We start from the raw sequence: 16,168 nt of genomic DNA on the forward strand, positions 1-16,168 counted from the left end.
TTCTTTATGCCTTCGAATTAAAAATAGAGTTGGACTGAAACGATCTATTATTTGTTTTTGTGTAATTGAACGAATCCTCTCGTTTCGATGGAACAAGAAGGTCTAGTTCGGTATGAATCAGCTGCAAAGACTGTGTGAGCAGCTGATTGTTTAAGTCATTTGCATACTTTATATCTTGAATTATATCTATTAGCTGTTTTTGAAAGGGTATCAAGATGGAGTACTCAGAGAATGAGCCTGCTATTTCTTCAATGGAGTGAGCAGCATGTCCGCTTTTTTCCATCGCCTCTATACGTTTTGTTTCCAGTGCAGAAATAGCAGCTATATGAGATTGCTCTTTTTGCAAAGAAGCCGTCAATGCCTTTACATCTTGTTTAATAATAAAGTTCGTTTTCTCTTTAACAATAACAGACAAACTTTTGTGAAGCGTTACTTGTTTTTCTAGTATCGTTTGAATTTCTTGCACGTTCAATCAATGTCAGTCCTTTTATTTTTTATAGAAATCTACAATACTTTTAGCAATTTCTTTTCCGTTAATTTCGTATGTTCCGCTGTTAATTTGCTGTTTTAGTTTCTCCAATTTTTCAAGTCTTTCTGGAGATGGTTCATTTCCCTGAAGTTTCTTCGCCTCAGATGAAATATGAATCTGATCTTGTGGATTCTTTTTAGAGACCTGTTCTGTTTTTTCTGATTGTTTTTTGTACGGATTTATTCCAAATAAGTTCGACGGGTTAATCTTCATCTCTCTCACCTCTTTTTATATTTGTATCCGTTATCTCTATTCATTATATCGGAATTTCCGCCTAAACCTTTAGCATCGGCAAGGAAGTTGAGACCATTTTCACAGTCCACCTTAAACATAGGTCTATAGATAGAAAATCTGCAAACACTCCGCACACTTTTACTCTTTTTTCCTTTCGTTAGAACGATAGGTGGGACGCGTCGGCTCTTCATTTGAACGAATTATCTCACGATTATGCTTTTCTAACCCATGTCTAATTTCTTGAGAGCATGAATGACAGAGTTTACCTTCTCGAATCTGAGCGTTGCATTGCATGCATGGATAGCTTATGTTTGGAAAGTTCGTTAGCACTAATCGACCTTGTCGAATAAATTGATGAATTAACGAATCTGAAACGCCCGTTTCTTTCATTACTTCGTAAGTCGTTGCTGTACGATTTGCTCTCTTCTTCAAGAATGAAGAAACACGTTGAAACAGAGCTTCTTCTTTGTCAAAACATGATTTACATATGTTTATTGATCCACTTTTTACAAATAAATGACCGCATTCCCTGCAATTATCTAACGTTCCCATATTCGAAACTCCTCATTTGTTTTTTATTTTACTATCGGTCAAAGTTTTAAATTATACATCTTCATGCACGAATTAAAGTGAGCGAACGAACTGAACGTGCTCCAGCTTCCTGCAAACAATTTGCCGCTTGGCGCACGGTTGCTCCTGTTGTATAAATATCATCAATCAAGAGAAATTCTTGATTCGTAACCATTGAGGAATTGACTACTTTAAATTCCGGTCTTTCTGCCAGCCGACTTCGCCTATTTTTCTTTGATTGCTTTGTTCCTGAACAGCGAACAAGAGGCATTTCTATGTTGTCACTGATCAGTTCAGCTAGCGCTAAAGATTGGTTAAACCCTCTCTCATATAATCTCTCGTCCGTTAAAGGTATAGGAACTAGTATAGCTTTTGGATTACATTCTTTTTTATAGAACTTATACCACTGCTCCTTGAATGCTTGAATAATTTCATAATCTCCTTGAAATTTAAAACGTTCTATTATGCTTTGCATAAAATCATTGTACGTATAAAGAGAACGGTTGAAAAAAGAAGCATCATTCCATTTCTGACAGTCCATACATGTGTCTAGCTCATAATGAGAAGAAGCGAGGTCTGCAAGAGAACGACCGCATCCCCTGCAAATGCTACTGGTGATGATGGGACATTTTTGCAAGCAAACAGTGCAAATTCTGTCCGTTGAAGAAGGTTTTAACAATGACCTCCAATCGAAAGAAGAGACAAGAGGTTCAAAACAAATCAGACATATTGTCATCGATCAACCAGCCCTTCCTTATAAGCTAGAGCATTCATATATTCAATATGCTCTTTTGCTTTTCGCATAGACAGAGACTGCCCATAATGAAAAAAGACCACGTCTCCCGTTGGAAATTGAGCACTCCTCCCCACTCTTCCTGAAATCTGAACAAGAGCACTTTCAGTAAAAATCGTTTCTTCTGCTCCCAATACTGCAACATCTATGTTGGGAACCGTTACGCCTCGCTCTAATATTGTTGTCGTTACTAAAATAACGAGCTGCCCTTCTCTAAATTTCATTACTTTTTCTTTTCGCTGAGAATCTTCAGCATGGACACCGTCTACCTTTTCCGTCAGCTTCCTAACCATGTCTGTGATCGGAGCAATCCACTTAATTTGCGGGACGAAAATAAAGCATTGTTTTCCTTCATTTATTCTTTTTTTCAACCATTTCTCAACATTAGCAGGCAAAGTATCTGTTTTCATTTTTTTCTTCCAATTGCCACACCATTCAAACCGAGGAACAGGAATAAGCATTCGATGATAGCGGGCTGGAATTTTGACTACTTGTTTTTTCCCTTGCTCAACGTCTTTTTTTAATGATTCATTTGGAGTCGCTGTTAAATAAATCTTTGATGCAGCGTGTTTAGCTGCTTTTGCAACAGCATAGTGCAGCATAGGCTCCGTCGAATACGGAAATGCATCTACTTCGTCAATAATCAACACATCGAATGCTTGATAATAATGCAGAAGTTGATGAGTGGTGGAAATAATAAGAGAGGATTCATGAAAACGGTCTTCGCTGCCTCCATACATAGCCAGCACAGACATATCCGGGAATGCCGATTGAATTCTTGGCTTTAACTCAATAACTACATCTGTTCTTGGAGTAGCAATACAGACTTTCTTTCCGCTGTTCAACGCTGCTTCAATACCTTTAAATAAAATTTCCGTTTTTCCTGCTCCGCAAACAGCCCAAATTAACAGCTCTTCATCTTTTTTTATAGCTTGAATGAGTTCATTTGAAGCACGTTCTTGAGCTTTAGACAGCATCCCTTTCCAATTCATCACGCTGCTTTTTGGCAGAACATTACTTGTTGGTCCTTCCCAGTTTATAAAAGGTGTGCACTCACTTACTTTCCCCATCACAATACATGCTCGGCAATAGTAGCACTCCTGGTGACATCTACTGCATGGAAATGAAGCAAAATAAAAGGGGCTATCACTTCCACACCGGTTGCATTTATATCCGTTTTCTTTCTGGGTAAGTGCTTTTTGATAGGAAATATATCCGTTTAGATAATGTTCATGAATGAGAGATAAAGGATAGGGAGTCTGAGTTAGTAGAAGCTGCTTTCCGCTTAGAGAGCGCTGAAGATCTAAAGAGTAGGGGTATGAAGGATTTAAAGGCGGAGTTCTCCACGTATCGATTTTTGAGAGAGGAAAAGCAGCTGGGCTAGGTACTTGAACGGGATTTAGCAATTCTTGTTTAACAGTAAAAAGCATATCTTCATTCCTTTCGATGTTTATCGTACACATCTATATACGCAAAAAAAGGTGTTTTTTCCTGCAAAAAAACCAAATCAAATGATTTGGTTTTCGATTACTTTTTATACCACCCTATACCGATGGCACCTTCACCTAAATGCGTGCCAATCACAGCGCCAAAATAAGAAAGACTCCATTCAATATGAGGATATTCTTGTTCTAAGTCTCGCTGAATTTCTTTTGCTTCACTTTCACGATTAGAATGAATAACTACAGCTTTCATAGGTACATTTTCTTTTGCATCCTCATCAAGAAGCTCCGTGATTCGTTTTAACGCTCGCTTACGCGTACGAATTTTTTCAAACGGAACAATTTTTTTAGATTCAAAATGTAGCACTGGCTTTACTTGAAGCAGACTGCCGATAATAGCCTGAGCAGCATTTAGGCGACCTCCACGCTGCAAGTGAGATAAATCATCTACCATAAAATACGCACGCATTGATAGTTTCATCTCTTCAAAACGCGCAATGATTTCGTCAGGATGTTTATTTAATTGGACCATCTCGGCTCCTTCAATCGCATAAAAGCCTTGAACCATACAGCTGATTTCTGAATCAAATACGTGCACGTCAAAGTCTTCTACCATGCTACCTGCCGTCAAAGCACCCTGATACGTTCCGCTAATTCCACTAGATAACGTAATAACGATAGCAGCATCGAATTGATCTCGTTTTAACTGTTCAAACAACTCTATAAATTCTCCGATAGCAGGCTGAGAAGTGGTTGGAAGATTTTTTGCTTCTTTAATTTTTTCAAAATATTGATCTGCAGTCATATCTACTTCTTCACAATATGTTTCTTCACCGAAAATAACGCTTAGCGGCACCATATGTATATGATAGTTTGATCGAATTTCCTCTGATATATAGGCGGTACTATCTGTAATAATTGCTGTTTTCATAAGATAGGGATCCATCCTTTGTTATATAAAATAATTTCACTCTATTCTACAACATTTAGGATTAAAATGCATGTAACGAGAGGTTTACCTATTAGTAAAAGCTCCCTTACGTATACATATTAATTAACAAACCTTGAATTTCTCCAACCCGCTTGAGTAAATTTAAACTGTCTTTTTCTTTTTGAAGGATATCATTTGTCAAGTCAACTAGTTTCGTATCCACTTCTTTCACTAACTTATATACTTTAGTCGTTCCTCTATGATTAAATCCTCTTTCTTCATGAAGTTCAAAGCCATTTTTAACGACTTCGTTCATAAACTGCTTCACAAGCGTCTTGTATTTCCGCAAAGAATCAATAGTTTGACTTTTCACTAACTGCTTTCCCTGTTCTTCAACTTTATTTATCACTTGAGTTAAATGTTCATAGGTTAGTTCTTTTTGTTTCTTGACCATTACTCCTGTAAATGAAACCGAACCACTTACTTCTTTTTCTCTAATGAGATTCATGGAAGAAGAAAGACTGTTAATTCGCTGTACCTCCACTATGCATCTCTCCTTTCTCTGTTAGTATACACTCCATTCAATTTAGACTTTTAGATGTGCTAGCTGAAAGTTTCGAGAGGCATCTGATGCGTGGATATGATGATTACCCTTTAGCTAACAGTGATGCTTATGTGCTGTTCATAAGAAGACAGCTTGTTTTTTCGGAGCGAAGAGGTAACTTTAGGCGTCGCTTTTAACACTTCATTCCAAGCGTTAGAAAGCTTCTTCATCATTTGTTAAACTTCACATAAAATAAACGTATCTTTTTTAAAATTAGCCATAATTAATCGCTCAGACATATAGTTGTACAGGGTATCTAACTGCTCTGCAATGATACCTGCTTGATATGTTAAGCCAATTCCTAGCCGATATAAAATATCGTTGCACTGTTTAATTTTTTCATTCGCTGTAAAATAATCGCTGTGTTGAATTGCTATAACAGCTTCATCAATATTTTGAATGAATTTTTCATACATCATAGCTGTTAGCTCTTGCGGAGATTTATGATAGATTAATTCTTCCGTTATAAAATTCAGCTTCATCACCTTCTTGTCTTCTTTAAATCAGTTTTCTATTTATTTCACTAAAAGCTAACTTATAAATTTTTAAAGGACACCAGTTGAGGTTTGAATAAATTCTTCTAAGACCTCATATGTATCTGAATGTATTAAAGACCTTTTTTTACAAGAGCATGCATCAACTTGATGGACATTATTTTGAGGTATGAATGCTTTCGTCGAAGGTTGTAGGATCCTTAAGATTTCCTTTATGCTTAAGCGAAGTTAAAGGACGAGTAAATGTGTAAAGGTATCACCCTTTTCCTTCCTAAAAGATATTTTCTCCCCTTAACTTATCGGTTGTTTTACTTTCTCATTAAATATGACTTTTTACCTACAATTCCAAAAAAATTTATAAAAAGAAAAAAAAAGTCCGATATACCTAGTTGTATATCGGACTTTTGAACTTATCTTACTTCTACCCAACCGTTTTTGATTGCCACAACAACAGCTTGAGTACGATCATTTACATTCATTTTTTGCAAAATATTACTCACATGGTTTTTAACGGTTTTTTCACTAATATATAATGCTTCTCCGATTCCTCGGTTACTTTTACCATCAGCTAACAGTTGTAGCACTTCGCACTCACGACGTGTTAACAAATGTAGTGGACGGCGAATCTCAATTGGTTCGTGCGGATAAGAAGACGATTGTCCTTGAGCTGCTAGTCGACGGTACTCTTTTACTAAACTATGCGTTACTTTCGGGTGTAAATATGAACCACCTTCTGCAACTACTTTCACCGCCTCAATTAACGCATCCGCATCCATTTCTTTTAGCAGATAGCCTCGTGCACCTGTTTGTAAGGCGTGAGTTACATATGTCTCATCATCATGGATAGATAAGATAATAACTTTAGCGTCCGGATTTACTTCTACAAGCTTTTTCGTAGCTTCTACACCATTTACAGCCGGCATGTTAATATCCATGATTACAACATCAGGTTGATGTTCTTCTACAAGGTCAATAACTTCGCTACCGTCGTCACCTTCTGCAACTACTTCAAAATCTTTTTCGAAATCTAAAATTCTTTTTACTCCTTCACGGAATAATTGGTGATCGTCGATTATGATAATTCTTGTCTGCATGTTTGATTCCTCCCCAAATCGAACAACAAATGTTTTACTCTATATTGACCCCTATTTATATACATATCTCTGCCTTTTTAAGCGGCTATAATCGGTACTTTAATCATAACAAGCGTGCCTTGGTTAATTTTCGAATGAACAGAAATAGTCCCATCTAACAAATCAACACGCTCTTTCATTCCTATTAAGCCGAACGAATTCTCTTTTTTCTCTTCTTGATTAAAACCGCAGCCGTCATCTTTGACAAGCAAAATAGCGTGTTCATTGTTGAACTCTATCTTCACTTGGATTTCCGTCGCGTCTGCATGTTTTAATGCGTTCGTTACAGCTTCTTGCACTAGACGAAACAGTGCTACTTCTAATTTTGAAGCAGTTCGCTTCTCTTGTCCAATGGAAATAAACGTAATCCGAGGCTTGCCCTCGTTATAATCTTCGATTGTATCAAGATATTTACGCAGCGTCGGAATTAGACCTAAGTCGTCAAGTGCCATCGGTCTTAAATCATATATAATTCGACGCACTTCGTATAGGGCAGAACGAACCATTTTTCGTAAATCTCGAATTTCCTCCATTGCTTCTTTTGCACTACGTTCCCGGTAAATTCGGTCAATTAATTCCGATCTCATCATAACATTTGCAAGCATTTGAGCTGGGCCGTCATGAATCTCTCTTGACAAACGTTTCCGTTCCTCTTCCTGAGCTTCAATAATCCGAAAGCCAAAATACTCTTTTTGAATGGCATCTTCTACTATTTCCCCTACTTGTTTTAAATCACTTGTTAAATAATTTAACACAACGGAAATTTGACCTACTAGGTGATCTGCACGTTTAATCGTTTCTTCTAATGTAAGCAAGCGTCTTTCTAGTTCATCTCGACGATTACGCAGCTGATATTCGCTTTGCTGATTCATCAGCAGCTTGGTTTGTAATTCGTGTGCTTTTTCATAAGCGTCTTTTACTTCAGGCTCTGAATAAATTTGAAAATGTCGGCTCACATCAGACAAACGCTTTCGAGCCAACCTTGCCTGAGTTTCCAATTTATCGCCTTGCTCTATCGTCTCAAGAACTTTCCCTTTTAACACTTCTAACTCTTCTTTTATTTGCTGATATTCTTGTCTGGCATCTTCAGAAAGACGATAGACTTCATTTTTACTATCTCCCACTGTGCCAATAATCTTCTCAAAAATTTCATCAAGTGCCTTACTTGTTAATTTATGTTTCGACATTTACTCACCCCAAACTATACTCACATTCGGAGAAATGTCTATACGTTCATGCTATATATAGTATTCGTATGACCTATCTGAATTGTGAGGATAAGATCCATATTTTCTCCCTATCTGACTTTTTATATCCAAAAAGTAACGGTTGTTTTTAGTACCCTCAAACTCGACATCAATCGACGCTTGACTCGCGTTATTTGAATAGATTACCATTTACGCTCACTCTTCAACAGTGACTAACTGCCTGTTTAAACCATTTCATTATTTAGCTATACAAGCCTGCACACTCTTTTATTATAACGTATATTCTGTATAGCTTGTTCAAGTGATGTTGAATTTGATTAATTGATGTCTTTTCATAAACATTTTATACTAATAGCAAGTAAACAGTACGTAAATACCCGTTTTTCTTCTATTTATAACGCTAAGGAGGATTTTTTGATTGTTATCACAATATTATACCGTAAAACAAGAAGGTTCACATGAAATCACTATTCAAAAATCCAGATTCATTTGTCATATGAAACGTGTAACAACTGAGGAAGAAGCTCAGCAATTTATTCAAGACATTAAAAAACAGCACTGGAATGCTACTCATAACTGTTCAGCTTACCTAATTGGAGAACGAGATCAATTTCAAAAAGCAAACGATGATGGAGAACCAAGTGGAACAGCAGGCGTACCAATGTTAGAAGTGCTTAAAAAAAGAGGCTTAAAAGATACGGTGGTCGTCGTTACGCGCTATTTCGGAGGCATTAAATTGGGCGCAGGTGGCTTGGTGCGCGCATATGGGAAATCTGTTTCCGAAGCGTTAAATGAACTAGGTACAGTCAAACGAACTCTCATGGCGGTTATGCACACAACCGTCGACTATACATGGCTTGGAAAATTAGAAAATGAGCTTCGCAGTTCCGTTTATCTATTAAAAGAAATCCACTACGCAGATATGGTAGAGATTGAAACATTTGTAGAGGAAGCTCAAACAGAAGCATTTACTGAATGGATGACCGAGCTAACAAACGGCCAAGCAGATATTCGAGCAGGTGAGACGACCTATTTAGAAGAAGATGTAGAATGAATTATTTACTCTTATTAAAAAACATTGTACAATTGATAAATAGCGCAACTATTCTGATGGTTGCGCTACTTGTCAATGAGTAAAAACCTCGTACAGATGCATAGCTTTGACGAGTTTGATTCATACATTCCAATTTATAACACATACTAAGTGTCACAATAAGTGTTCGAATATACGAATAAAAGGAGAAACCGTATGGCTCAATATAGACGTTTTCAAAAAAGAGTAAACAAACGGAAAAGAAAACGAAGGCTTTTTACATTTTTTCTGTTACCTATCCTTATTTTAGGGCTTTCTGCAACCGCTTATGGCTCTTATTTGTTTGTTAAAGCTAAAACAGTAGCTTCTGATTCTTATGAAGGACTCGGAGATCGCGATAACTCCCCTATGCGTGATCGTAAAATCGATCCCAAAAAAGATGATATATCCATTTTATTTATGGGCGTAGATGATAGTGAAACCAGGAAATTCGGAAAATCAGCCCGTACGGATGCTTTAATTTTGGCGACCTTTAACGAAACCAATAAAACCGTAAAGCTTGTAAGCATACCTCGAGATTCGCGGGTTTATATACCTGAAGTGAACAGAAAAGATAAAATTACTCATGCGCATGCTTACGGAGGTCCAAAAGCAACTGTAGAAACGGTAGAACAGCTGTTTAATGTCCCTGTTGATTACTATGTTAAAGTGAATTTTAAAGCTTTCACAGACATTGTAGACTCACTTGGGGGAATCGATTTTGATGTACCTTATGCGATGAGTGAAAAGGACTCAAAAGATCGTCATAATGCTATTGTCTTAAAACCAGGAAATCAACATTTAAATGGCGAAGAAGCGTTAGCTGTTGCTCGAACACGAAAACAAGACAACGATATTGAGCGAGGAAAAAGACAACAGCAGTTGATTGAAGCTATGATTAAAAAAGCTGCTTCCATTGGATCACTAAATAAATATGGAAATCTTATCGAAGCTGTTGGCGATAATATGAAAACGAATTTAATGTTCGGTGAAATGCTTTCGTTTTATGATTATGCTTCGAAAAAAGTAGACATCGAAACCATTAACTTAGACGGCAGCGATGAAAAAATTAACGGCGTGTACTACTTTAAACTAGACAATGATTCAGTGGAAAAAGTAAGTGAAAAGCTCCGCAAGCATTTAGGCATTGAATCAACTTCAGATACAACAGAATAATTAAAAAGACCTCTTGGATATCCAAGAGGTCTTTTTAATTAATTTTTTAAACGAAGTCCACGAACCATGTTGAGAATTGGCCTATATGTCTTATCAACTAGTCCTATCTTTTCAACGATAATTTCAATCGCTACAAGGAGGATAGCTAGTACAAGAAAAGACCCCCACATTGTTTGTACCTTTGAGAAGATAACTGCCGCTAAACCAAATATCGCACTCATTCCATAAATAATTAAAACCGTTTGTCTATGGCTGTACCCTAAGCGCAACAAGCAATGATGCAAATGAGATTTATCAGGAGCCGATAGCGGTTGATTTTTTACGATTCGGCGAATAATAGCAAAGAACGTATCTGAAATTGGTACCCCTAAAATAATAACTGGAACAATGAAGGAAATAACCGCTACATTTTTAAATCCTAACAGAGACAATACAGAAATCATATAGCCTAAAAATAGTGCTCCTGTATCACCCATAAAAATCTTAGCGGGGTGAAAGTTGTAAAATAAAAATCCGAGCGTACTTCCCAATACGATGAAACCCATGCTTGTCACAAACACATTGCCCATCATAATAGCCATACCCGAGATGGTAATCAATACAATAGAGGAAACGCCGGCAGCTAATCCATCCAATCCATCAATTAAATTAATAGCATTGGTAATTCCTACAATCCATAATACCGTAATTGGAATACTTAACATTCCGAATTCTAATTTTCCGCCAAACGGCAAGTTAATGAAGTCAATTTGGACTCCACCGTATACAACAACAATTAATGTCGCTACTAGCTGACCGCCTAATTTGATTTTAGCGGATAGCTCAATCATATCATCTAAGACACCGGTAATGATGATAATGATGCTTCCGATTAAAATCGGCAGCGCATATTTACTGTCAGGCTGTAAAACGAGGTATCCAATAAGAAAACTAAAAAATATCGCCAAACCTCCAAGGCGAGGCATAATTTTTTGATGAACTTTTCGTTGATTTGGTTTATCTGTTGCACCTATTTTAAACGCCAGCTTCTTAACCAGCGGAGTGATCAGAATAGATGTAATAAAACAAATAAACAAGGTCAAATATAGCATGGAGACCCTCCTCAGGTTTATGTTAACCAAAACCATAAAAAATGTATCCAACTTTATATAATTGGATAGTATTTCAAATTGCGTATAACAATAATTACTTACTTATTCCCAAAATGGATTATATCACAATGATTCTACTACTTAAATAGAAATTTATTCTCAAAAATTAGCACATTTACAAACTATCAATAGAAAAGAACTGTATTTTTTGGTGTATAAACAGCTGATTTACTTTATTCTTATGTGGTTATTTTATGTAGAACATTTTCTTTACTATACTTTATTAAAATATAAGCGAACTCCCCCCTTTTCGTCTAATTTATTCGTCATCTCTAACTCTTTTTCCTTTTTATTAAGCATATTTAAACCTTTATTTTTATTTCACATGGCCCCACTCATTATATGAACAAACTTTTGACCTATGCATATCCACTATTTCAAACCACATTCACTGAATCGTTGTCCTTATCTTATATCATTTAAAAGTTAAAATATAGTGAAATGGATAGAGATAAAATTAAACAAAAAAAGGAATTTTATCAAAAAAATGAAACTTTTTTTGATGGGGTTCGTAATACATAGTAGGAACAGCATCAATCATCTTACATAAAGGGGGTGTTGAATGAACTATGTTCGGTCTATCTGTTCAAACAGTGTATTTGTATGGATTAATTATCTGCGGAAGTCTCACCTTCTTATACATTTTATTTAGCGATTTGTTAGATGGATTATCTGAAGCGATACCTTTTTTTAACCCCACTCTTCTTTTTTCTTTTTTAACATTCTTTAGTGCCAGTGGATATTTGTTCGCCTATACGTCATTGCAAAATTATTGGATTATTTCGATTTCCGCTCTTATTGCCCTTCTACTCGTTATTTTGCTCAACGTTTTTGTATTGATTCCTTTATCATCGGCTGAAGAATCTCTTGCTTTTACTGAAGATTCGTTAAAAGGAAGACTTGGTACCATTATTACTTCCGTTCCTGCAGATGGTTATGGAGAAGTATTTATCGAAGGGGTTAGCGGCACTATCTCTAAACCGGCTGCCAGCTTTAAAAACACTGCTATACCTTTAGGCAGCAAAGTGCTTGTTGTAGATATACAAAGGGGCAACGCACTCGTTGTGATTTATGAAGAAGTTATGACCAATCACTCATTATAAATAGTATTAGGGGGAGTTTTATGTTTTCAACACCTATATTAGTTGTCGTTGGAATTGTTGTTTTTTTATTAATTGCGCTGATTGCCGTATTTATTACAAAATACCGTACAGCAGGTCCAGATGAAGCGTTAATTGTAACAGGAAGCTATCTAGGAAATAAAAACGTGCATGTCGATGAATCCGGAAACCGCATTAAAATTGTTCGCGGAGGCGGTACGTTTGTGCTGCCAGTTTTTCAGCAGGCTGAGCCTCTGAGCTTGTTGTCAAGCAAACTGGAAGTATCTACACCTGAAGTATATACAGAACAAGGTGTTCCTGTTATGGCTGATGGGGTATCAATCATCAAAATTGGAGGTTCTATTTCAGAAATTGCAACGGCCGCTGAGCAGTTTTTAGGCAAAGCAAAAGAAGATCGCGAAACCGAAGCTAGAGAAGTCTTAGAAGGTCACCTTCGCTCGATTCTTGGTTCTATGACGGTAGAAGAAATTTATAAAAACCGTGAAAAATTCTCTCAAGAAGTACAGCGCGTAGCTTCACAAGATTTGGCTAAAATGGGATTAATTATTGTATCGTTTACAATTAAAGACGTTCGGGATAAGAACGGCTATCTAGAATCTCTAGGGAAACCTCGTATTGCTCAAGTTAAGCGAGATGCTGACATTGCAACAGCGGAAGCTGAAAAAGAAACAAGAATCAAGCGTGCTGAGGCTCATAAAGATGCCCAAAAAGCGGAGCTTGAGCGAAATACAGAAATCGCGGAAGCTGAAAAAATGAATCAGTTAAAAACCGCTGAATATCGTCGCGAACAAGATATTGCCAAAGCTCGTGCTGACCAAGCATATGATCTAGAAACAGCTCGCGCGAAACAAGATGTAACAGAACAAGAAATGCAAATCCGCATCATTGAACGTCAGAAACAAATTGAATTAGAAGAAAAAGAAATTCTTCGTCGTGAGCGTCAATACGATTCTGAAGTAAAAAAGAAAGCAGATGCAGATCGTTACTCTGTTGAGCAATCCGCAGAAGCTGAAAAAGCAAAACAGCTTGCTGAAGCAGACGCCAACAAATATCGAATTGAAGCAATGGCTAAAGCTGAAGCTGAACGCGTTCGAATTGATGGTTTAGCAAAGGCTGAAGCTCAGCGTGCCCAAGGTGAATCTGAAGCTGAGATTATCCGCTTAAAAGGTTTAGCTGAAGCTGAAGCTAAACAAAAAGTAGCTGAAGCATTCGAGCAGTTCGGTCAAGCGGCTATTTTAGATATGATTATCAAGATGCTTCCTGAATATGCAAAACAAGTTGCAAGTCCTTTAGCAAATATCGACAAAATTACGGTTGTGGATACAGGAAGCAACGGTGAAAACAGCGGAGCTAATAAAGTGACTGGCTATGCAACAAACTTAATGTCTTCTCTTCAAGAATCGCTGAAAGCATCCTCAGGTATAGATGTGAAGGAATTGATTGAAAACTTTTCTGGAAAAGGAAATGTGCGACAAAGCTTGCACGAACTAACGGATGAAATCAAGCAGCAAAACAAGAAAGAAGATATCTAAAAATAAAAAGCATGCGGATTATATCCGCATGCTTTTTTAACCTCTTAACACTCGAAGAAGAAACCTAGGTAATTCTAACTGACGCTTCCATCTCCATGGTTCTTTTAACAGTCGATAAAGCCACTCTAAACCAAACTTTTGAAAAACAGCAGGTGCTCGGTTCAATCGTCCTGAAATAACATCGAACGAGCCCCCTACGCCTTGATAAACAGAAGGATTAAGTTTCTCTTTATGAGCAATAATCCAATTTTCTTGGGCTGGACTGCCTAAAGCCACAAAAACAATTTCTGCTCCTGAATCATTAATCGTACGTTCAATGACTTCTTCATTTTTTTCATAGCCATTTAATGTTCCAACAATTAAAATCCCTGGAAACATCTCTTCCAACTTAGCTTTGGCTTCATCTGCAATTCCAGGCTTGGCTCCGTATAAAAAAATTCTTTTACCGTTATTTGTTGCTTCTTTACACAGCTTCAGCATCATATCAATACCCGTTACACGCTCACGAATACGTCCCTTTTTGAGCTTTGAAGCTAAAATCACACCGATCCCATCTGGAATTTGATAAGTCGCTTGATTTAATAGTGACTTTAATTCCCTGTCTTCTTGTGCTTTCATAATTTTTTCAGGGTTGATTGCTACAATAAATGATTTTCGGCCTTTATCTATATCCTGAAGTAACTTTACCGCTAGCTCATCGTACGTGTCGCTACAAACGTCTATTCCTAAGATGTTTTCCTTCATTAAATCACCCGTATGTTGATTTTTTAGTTTTTTACAAACGAAAGACAGGCTGTTCAGCCCGTCTTTTTATAAAGTAGAAACTTTTGAATCACCAAGTAACACTACGTCAAAGCCTGCTGCTTTCCATTGATCACGCTGAATGCAGTTTTTCGTATCAAAAATAACTTTTGTACGCATGTGATTTTCAACAGCTGATGGAAGAAGCTCTTTGAACTCATTATGATCTGTTAAAATAAGAATCACATCCGCATGTGCAACAGCTTCATCCAAACTTTGCGTCTGACGTTCGATTTTATTCTCTTTGATATGAGGATCAAATGCTGTGTAATCAACGCCCAGTTTTTCTAAATGATGAAGTACATCCGTTGATGGACTTTCACGCATATCGTCAATATTTCCTTTAAAAGCTAAACCTAAAACAGCTACACGTCCATGTTGAATGCCCTTTTCATCTAGTAGGCTTTTCGTTTTCAATGCTGTATATTCAGGCATTGAATCATTTGTATGACGAGAAAGAGAAATAATTTTTGCCAGTTCTGGCTGAAGCTCCGTTAAGAACCAAGGGTCAACAGCAATACAGTGGCCGCCTACACCAGGACCTGGTAAATGAATGTTTACACGTGGATGATAGTTCGCTAACTTAATCGCTTCCCACGCATTTACACCAATTTTTTCACTGATTTTTGCCAGCTCATTTGCAAACGCAATGTTCACATCACGATATGTGTTTTCGATTACTTTCACCATTTCAGCTGTTGTAGCATCCGTTACGTGAATATTTCCTTTTACAAATGTTTTATAAAGCTCAACAGTCAAACGACTAGACTCTTCGTTAATACCACCGACAATACGGTCATTATTTACTAATTCCTCAAATACTTTTCCTGGAATAACGCGTTCAGGTGAATGAGAAACAAATAACTCACTGCCTAATTCTAAACCCGTTTCTTTTAGCACAGGTAGCATGACGTCTTCTACTGTACGCGGAGGAACTGTGGATTCTAAAATTACTAAATTTCCTTTACGAACGTAAGGAACAATCGATTTTGTCGCTTCTCGAACATAGTTCAAGTTTGCCGTTTTATCTTCATTAATTGGTGATGGTACAGCAATAATAAAAATATCCGCCTCTTCAGCTGTTGTGCCTACCGTGAAGTGGCCGTTGTCAACTGCTGATTCTAAACGTTCTTGTAAGCCGTTTTCTTCTATATGAAGTTGCTTATTTTTAATTAATTCTACTGCTTTTTCATTTACGTCGACACCATGTACATATAAGCCGTGATTGGCAAACATAACAGCTGTCGGTAAACCTATATATCCTAAACCAACTACACACAATTTCTTTGTCATTGCAGAAAATCTCCTTTATATGACATGCTTAATAAATAAAACCTATCTGATATTATATCGAAAAATGTCATTTCATGATAGCAT

16 protein-coding genes and 1 pseudogene are annotated in these 16,168 nt (G+C 37.0%); 4 read left to right on the forward strand and 13 right to left on the reverse strand.

Features of this window, described 5'->3' with window-relative positions; all coding sequences use genetic code 11:
• Positions 1–4 precede the first annotated feature (4 nt).
• The 10 genes and pseudogenes from ACFX4G_RS15650 to ACFX4G_RS15695 form a co-directional block, all read right to left on the reverse strand.
• Complete coding sequence (locus ACFX4G_RS15650) at positions 5–466, reverse strand: flagellar protein FlgN (protein ID WP_229754667.1); 462 nt, start codon at positions 464–466, stop codon at positions 5–7.
• Between the two features lie 21 nt (positions 467–487).
• Positions 488–742 (reverse strand): flagellar biosynthesis anti-sigma factor FlgM, encoded by a 255-nt coding sequence (flgM, locus tag ACFX4G_RS15655; RefSeq protein WP_014457790.1) that lies wholly within the window; start codon positions 740–742, stop codon positions 488–490.
• Positions 743–901: 159 nt separating this feature from the next.
• A complete protein-coding gene (locus ACFX4G_RS15660; RefSeq protein WP_097824905.1) occupies positions 902–1,315 on the reverse strand; it encodes a TIGR03826 family flagellar region protein in 414 nt (137 codons plus the stop codon).
• Between the two features lie 61 nt (positions 1,316–1,376).
• A complete protein-coding gene (locus ACFX4G_RS15665) occupies positions 1,377–1,874 on the reverse strand; it encodes a ComF family protein (RefSeq protein WP_377575604.1) in 498 nt (165 codons plus the stop codon).
• A gap of 191 nt (positions 1,875–2,065) precedes the next feature.
• Positions 2,066–3,556, reverse strand: a complete 1,491-nt coding sequence (locus ACFX4G_RS15670; RefSeq protein ID WP_377575607.1) for an ATP-dependent helicase ComFA — start codon at positions 3,554–3,556, stop codon at positions 2,066–2,068.
• Positions 3,557–3,653: 97 nt separating this feature from the next.
• Positions 3,654–4,499, reverse strand: coding sequence for a DegV family protein (locus ACFX4G_RS15675; protein ID WP_377575611.1), 846 nt, complete (start codon positions 4,497–4,499; stop codon positions 3,654–3,656).
• A gap of 106 nt (positions 4,500–4,605) precedes the next feature.
• Positions 4,606–5,043 carry a YaaR family protein gene (locus ACFX4G_RS15680; RefSeq protein WP_097824908.1) on the reverse strand — a complete coding sequence of 146 codons (438 nt, stop codon included), beginning with the start codon at positions 5,041–5,043 and terminating at the stop codon, positions 4,606–4,608.
• A 110-nt stretch (positions 5,044–5,153) separates the two neighbouring features.
• Positions 5,154–5,585: pseudogene (gene fliS, locus ACFX4G_RS15685) on the reverse strand (flagellar export chaperone FliS).
• Between the two features lie 422 nt (positions 5,586–6,007).
• Positions 6,008–6,691: a response regulator gene (locus tag ACFX4G_RS15690; RefSeq protein WP_013059772.1), complete on the reverse strand. Its 684-nt coding sequence runs from the start codon at positions 6,689–6,691 to the stop codon at positions 6,008–6,010.
• 77 nt (positions 6,692–6,768) lie between these two features.
• The gene (locus ACFX4G_RS15695) at positions 6,769–7,917 is read right to left on the reverse strand and encodes a sensor histidine kinase (RefSeq protein ID WP_013059773.1); all 1,149 of its coding nucleotides are present in this window, start codon (positions 7,915–7,917) and stop codon (positions 6,769–6,771) included.
• Positions 7,918–8,356: 439 nt separating this feature from the next.
• Here ACFX4G_RS15695 and ACFX4G_RS15700 point away from each other — a divergent pair, with 439 nt between their 5' ends.
• Complete coding sequence (locus tag ACFX4G_RS15700) at positions 8,357–8,992, forward strand: YigZ family protein (protein WP_013085443.1); 636 nt, start codon at positions 8,357–8,359, stop codon at positions 8,990–8,992.
• 195 nt (positions 8,993–9,187) lie between these two features.
• Positions 9,188–10,186: an LCP family protein gene (locus ACFX4G_RS15705; protein WP_013059775.1), complete on the forward strand. Its 999-nt coding sequence runs from the start codon at positions 9,188–9,190 to the stop codon at positions 10,184–10,186.
• A gap of 38 nt (positions 10,187–10,224) precedes the next feature.
• Here ACFX4G_RS15705 and ACFX4G_RS15710 read toward each other — a convergent pair whose 3' ends face one another.
• Entirely contained in the window at positions 10,225–11,277 is a 1,053-nt protein-coding gene (locus ACFX4G_RS15710) for a glycosyltransferase family 4 protein (RefSeq protein ID WP_013059776.1), read from the reverse strand.
• 629 nt (positions 11,278–11,906) lie between these two features.
• On the opposite strand from ACFX4G_RS15710, the gene ACFX4G_RS15715 reads away from it, so the two are divergent.
• Both ACFX4G_RS15715 and ACFX4G_RS15720 read left to right on the forward strand, forming a co-directional pair.
• Positions 11,907–12,440 (forward strand): NfeD family membrane protein, encoded by a 534-nt coding sequence (locus ACFX4G_RS15715; protein ID WP_013085444.1) that lies wholly within the window; start codon positions 11,907–11,909, stop codon positions 12,438–12,440.
• A gap of 20 nt (positions 12,441–12,460) precedes the next feature.
• A complete protein-coding gene (locus ACFX4G_RS15720; RefSeq protein ID WP_013085445.1) occupies positions 12,461–13,990 on the forward strand; it encodes a flotillin lipid rafts scaffold protein FloT in 1,530 nt (509 codons plus the stop codon).
• 36 nt (positions 13,991–14,026) lie between these two features.
• Here the strand turns inward: ACFX4G_RS15720 and ACFX4G_RS15725 are convergent, their stop codons facing one another.
• Positions 14,027–14,734, reverse strand: coding sequence for a WecB/TagA/CpsF family glycosyltransferase (locus tag ACFX4G_RS15725; protein WP_013059779.1), 708 nt, complete (start codon positions 14,732–14,734; stop codon positions 14,027–14,029).
• Positions 14,735–14,800: 66 nt separating this feature from the next.
• A complete protein-coding gene (locus ACFX4G_RS15730; protein WP_013059780.1) occupies positions 14,801–16,084 on the reverse strand; it encodes a nucleotide sugar dehydrogenase in 1,284 nt (427 codons plus the stop codon).
• Between the last annotated feature and the right edge of the window lie 84 nt (positions 16,085–16,168).

Source organism: Priestia sp. YIM B13486, from assembly GCF_042787865.1.
GTDB classification, from domain to species: domain Bacteria; phylum Bacillota; class Bacilli; order Bacillales; family Bacillaceae_H; genus Priestia; species Priestia megaterium.

Excerpts from the sequence above, each read along its gene's own strand:
- ACFX4G_RS15670 (WP_377575607.1), bottom strand. The coding sequence starts at position 3,556 with ATGCTTTTTACTGTTAAACAAGAATTGCTAAATCCCGTTCAAGTACCT.
- ACFX4G_RS15705 (WP_013059775.1), top strand. The coding sequence starts at position 9,188 with ATGGCTCAATATAGACGTTTTCAAAAAAGAGTAAACAAACGGAAAAGA.
- ACFX4G_RS15675 (WP_377575611.1), bottom strand. The coding sequence starts at position 4,499 with ATGAAAACAGCAATTATTACAGATAGTACCGCCTATATATCAGAGGAA.
- ACFX4G_RS15730 (WP_013059780.1), bottom strand. The coding sequence starts at position 16,084 with ATGACAAAGAAATTGTGTGTAGTTGGTTTAGGATATATAGGTTTACCG.
- ACFX4G_RS15665 (WP_377575604.1), bottom strand. The coding sequence starts at position 1,874 with ATGGACTGTCAGAAATGGAATGATGCTTCTTTTTTCAACCGTTCTCTT.
- ACFX4G_RS15715 (WP_013085444.1), top strand. The coding sequence starts at position 11,907 with ATGTTCGGTCTATCTGTTCAAACAGTGTATTTGTATGGATTAATTATC.
- ACFX4G_RS15690 (WP_013059772.1), bottom strand. The coding sequence starts at position 6,691 with ATGCAGACAAGAATTATCATAATCGACGATCACCAATTATTCCGTGAA.
- ACFX4G_RS15710 (WP_013059776.1), bottom strand. The coding sequence starts at position 11,277 with ATGCTATATTTGACCTTGTTTATTTGTTTTATTACATCTATTCTGATC.
- ACFX4G_RS15720 (WP_013085445.1), top strand. The coding sequence starts at position 12,461 with ATGTTTTCAACACCTATATTAGTTGTCGTTGGAATTGTTGTTTTTTTA.
- ACFX4G_RS15695 (WP_013059773.1), bottom strand. The coding sequence starts at position 7,917 with ATGTCGAAACATAAATTAACAAGTAAGGCACTTGATGAAATTTTTGAG.
- ACFX4G_RS15660 (WP_097824905.1), bottom strand. The coding sequence starts at position 1,315 with ATGGGAACGTTAGATAATTGCAGGGAATGCGGTCATTTATTTGTAAAA.
- flgM (WP_014457790.1), bottom strand. The coding sequence starts at position 742 with ATGAAGATTAACCCGTCGAACTTATTTGGAATAAATCCGTACAAAAAA.
- ACFX4G_RS15725 (WP_013059779.1), bottom strand. The coding sequence starts at position 14,734 with ATGAAGGAAAACATCTTAGGAATAGACGTTTGTAGCGACACGTACGAT.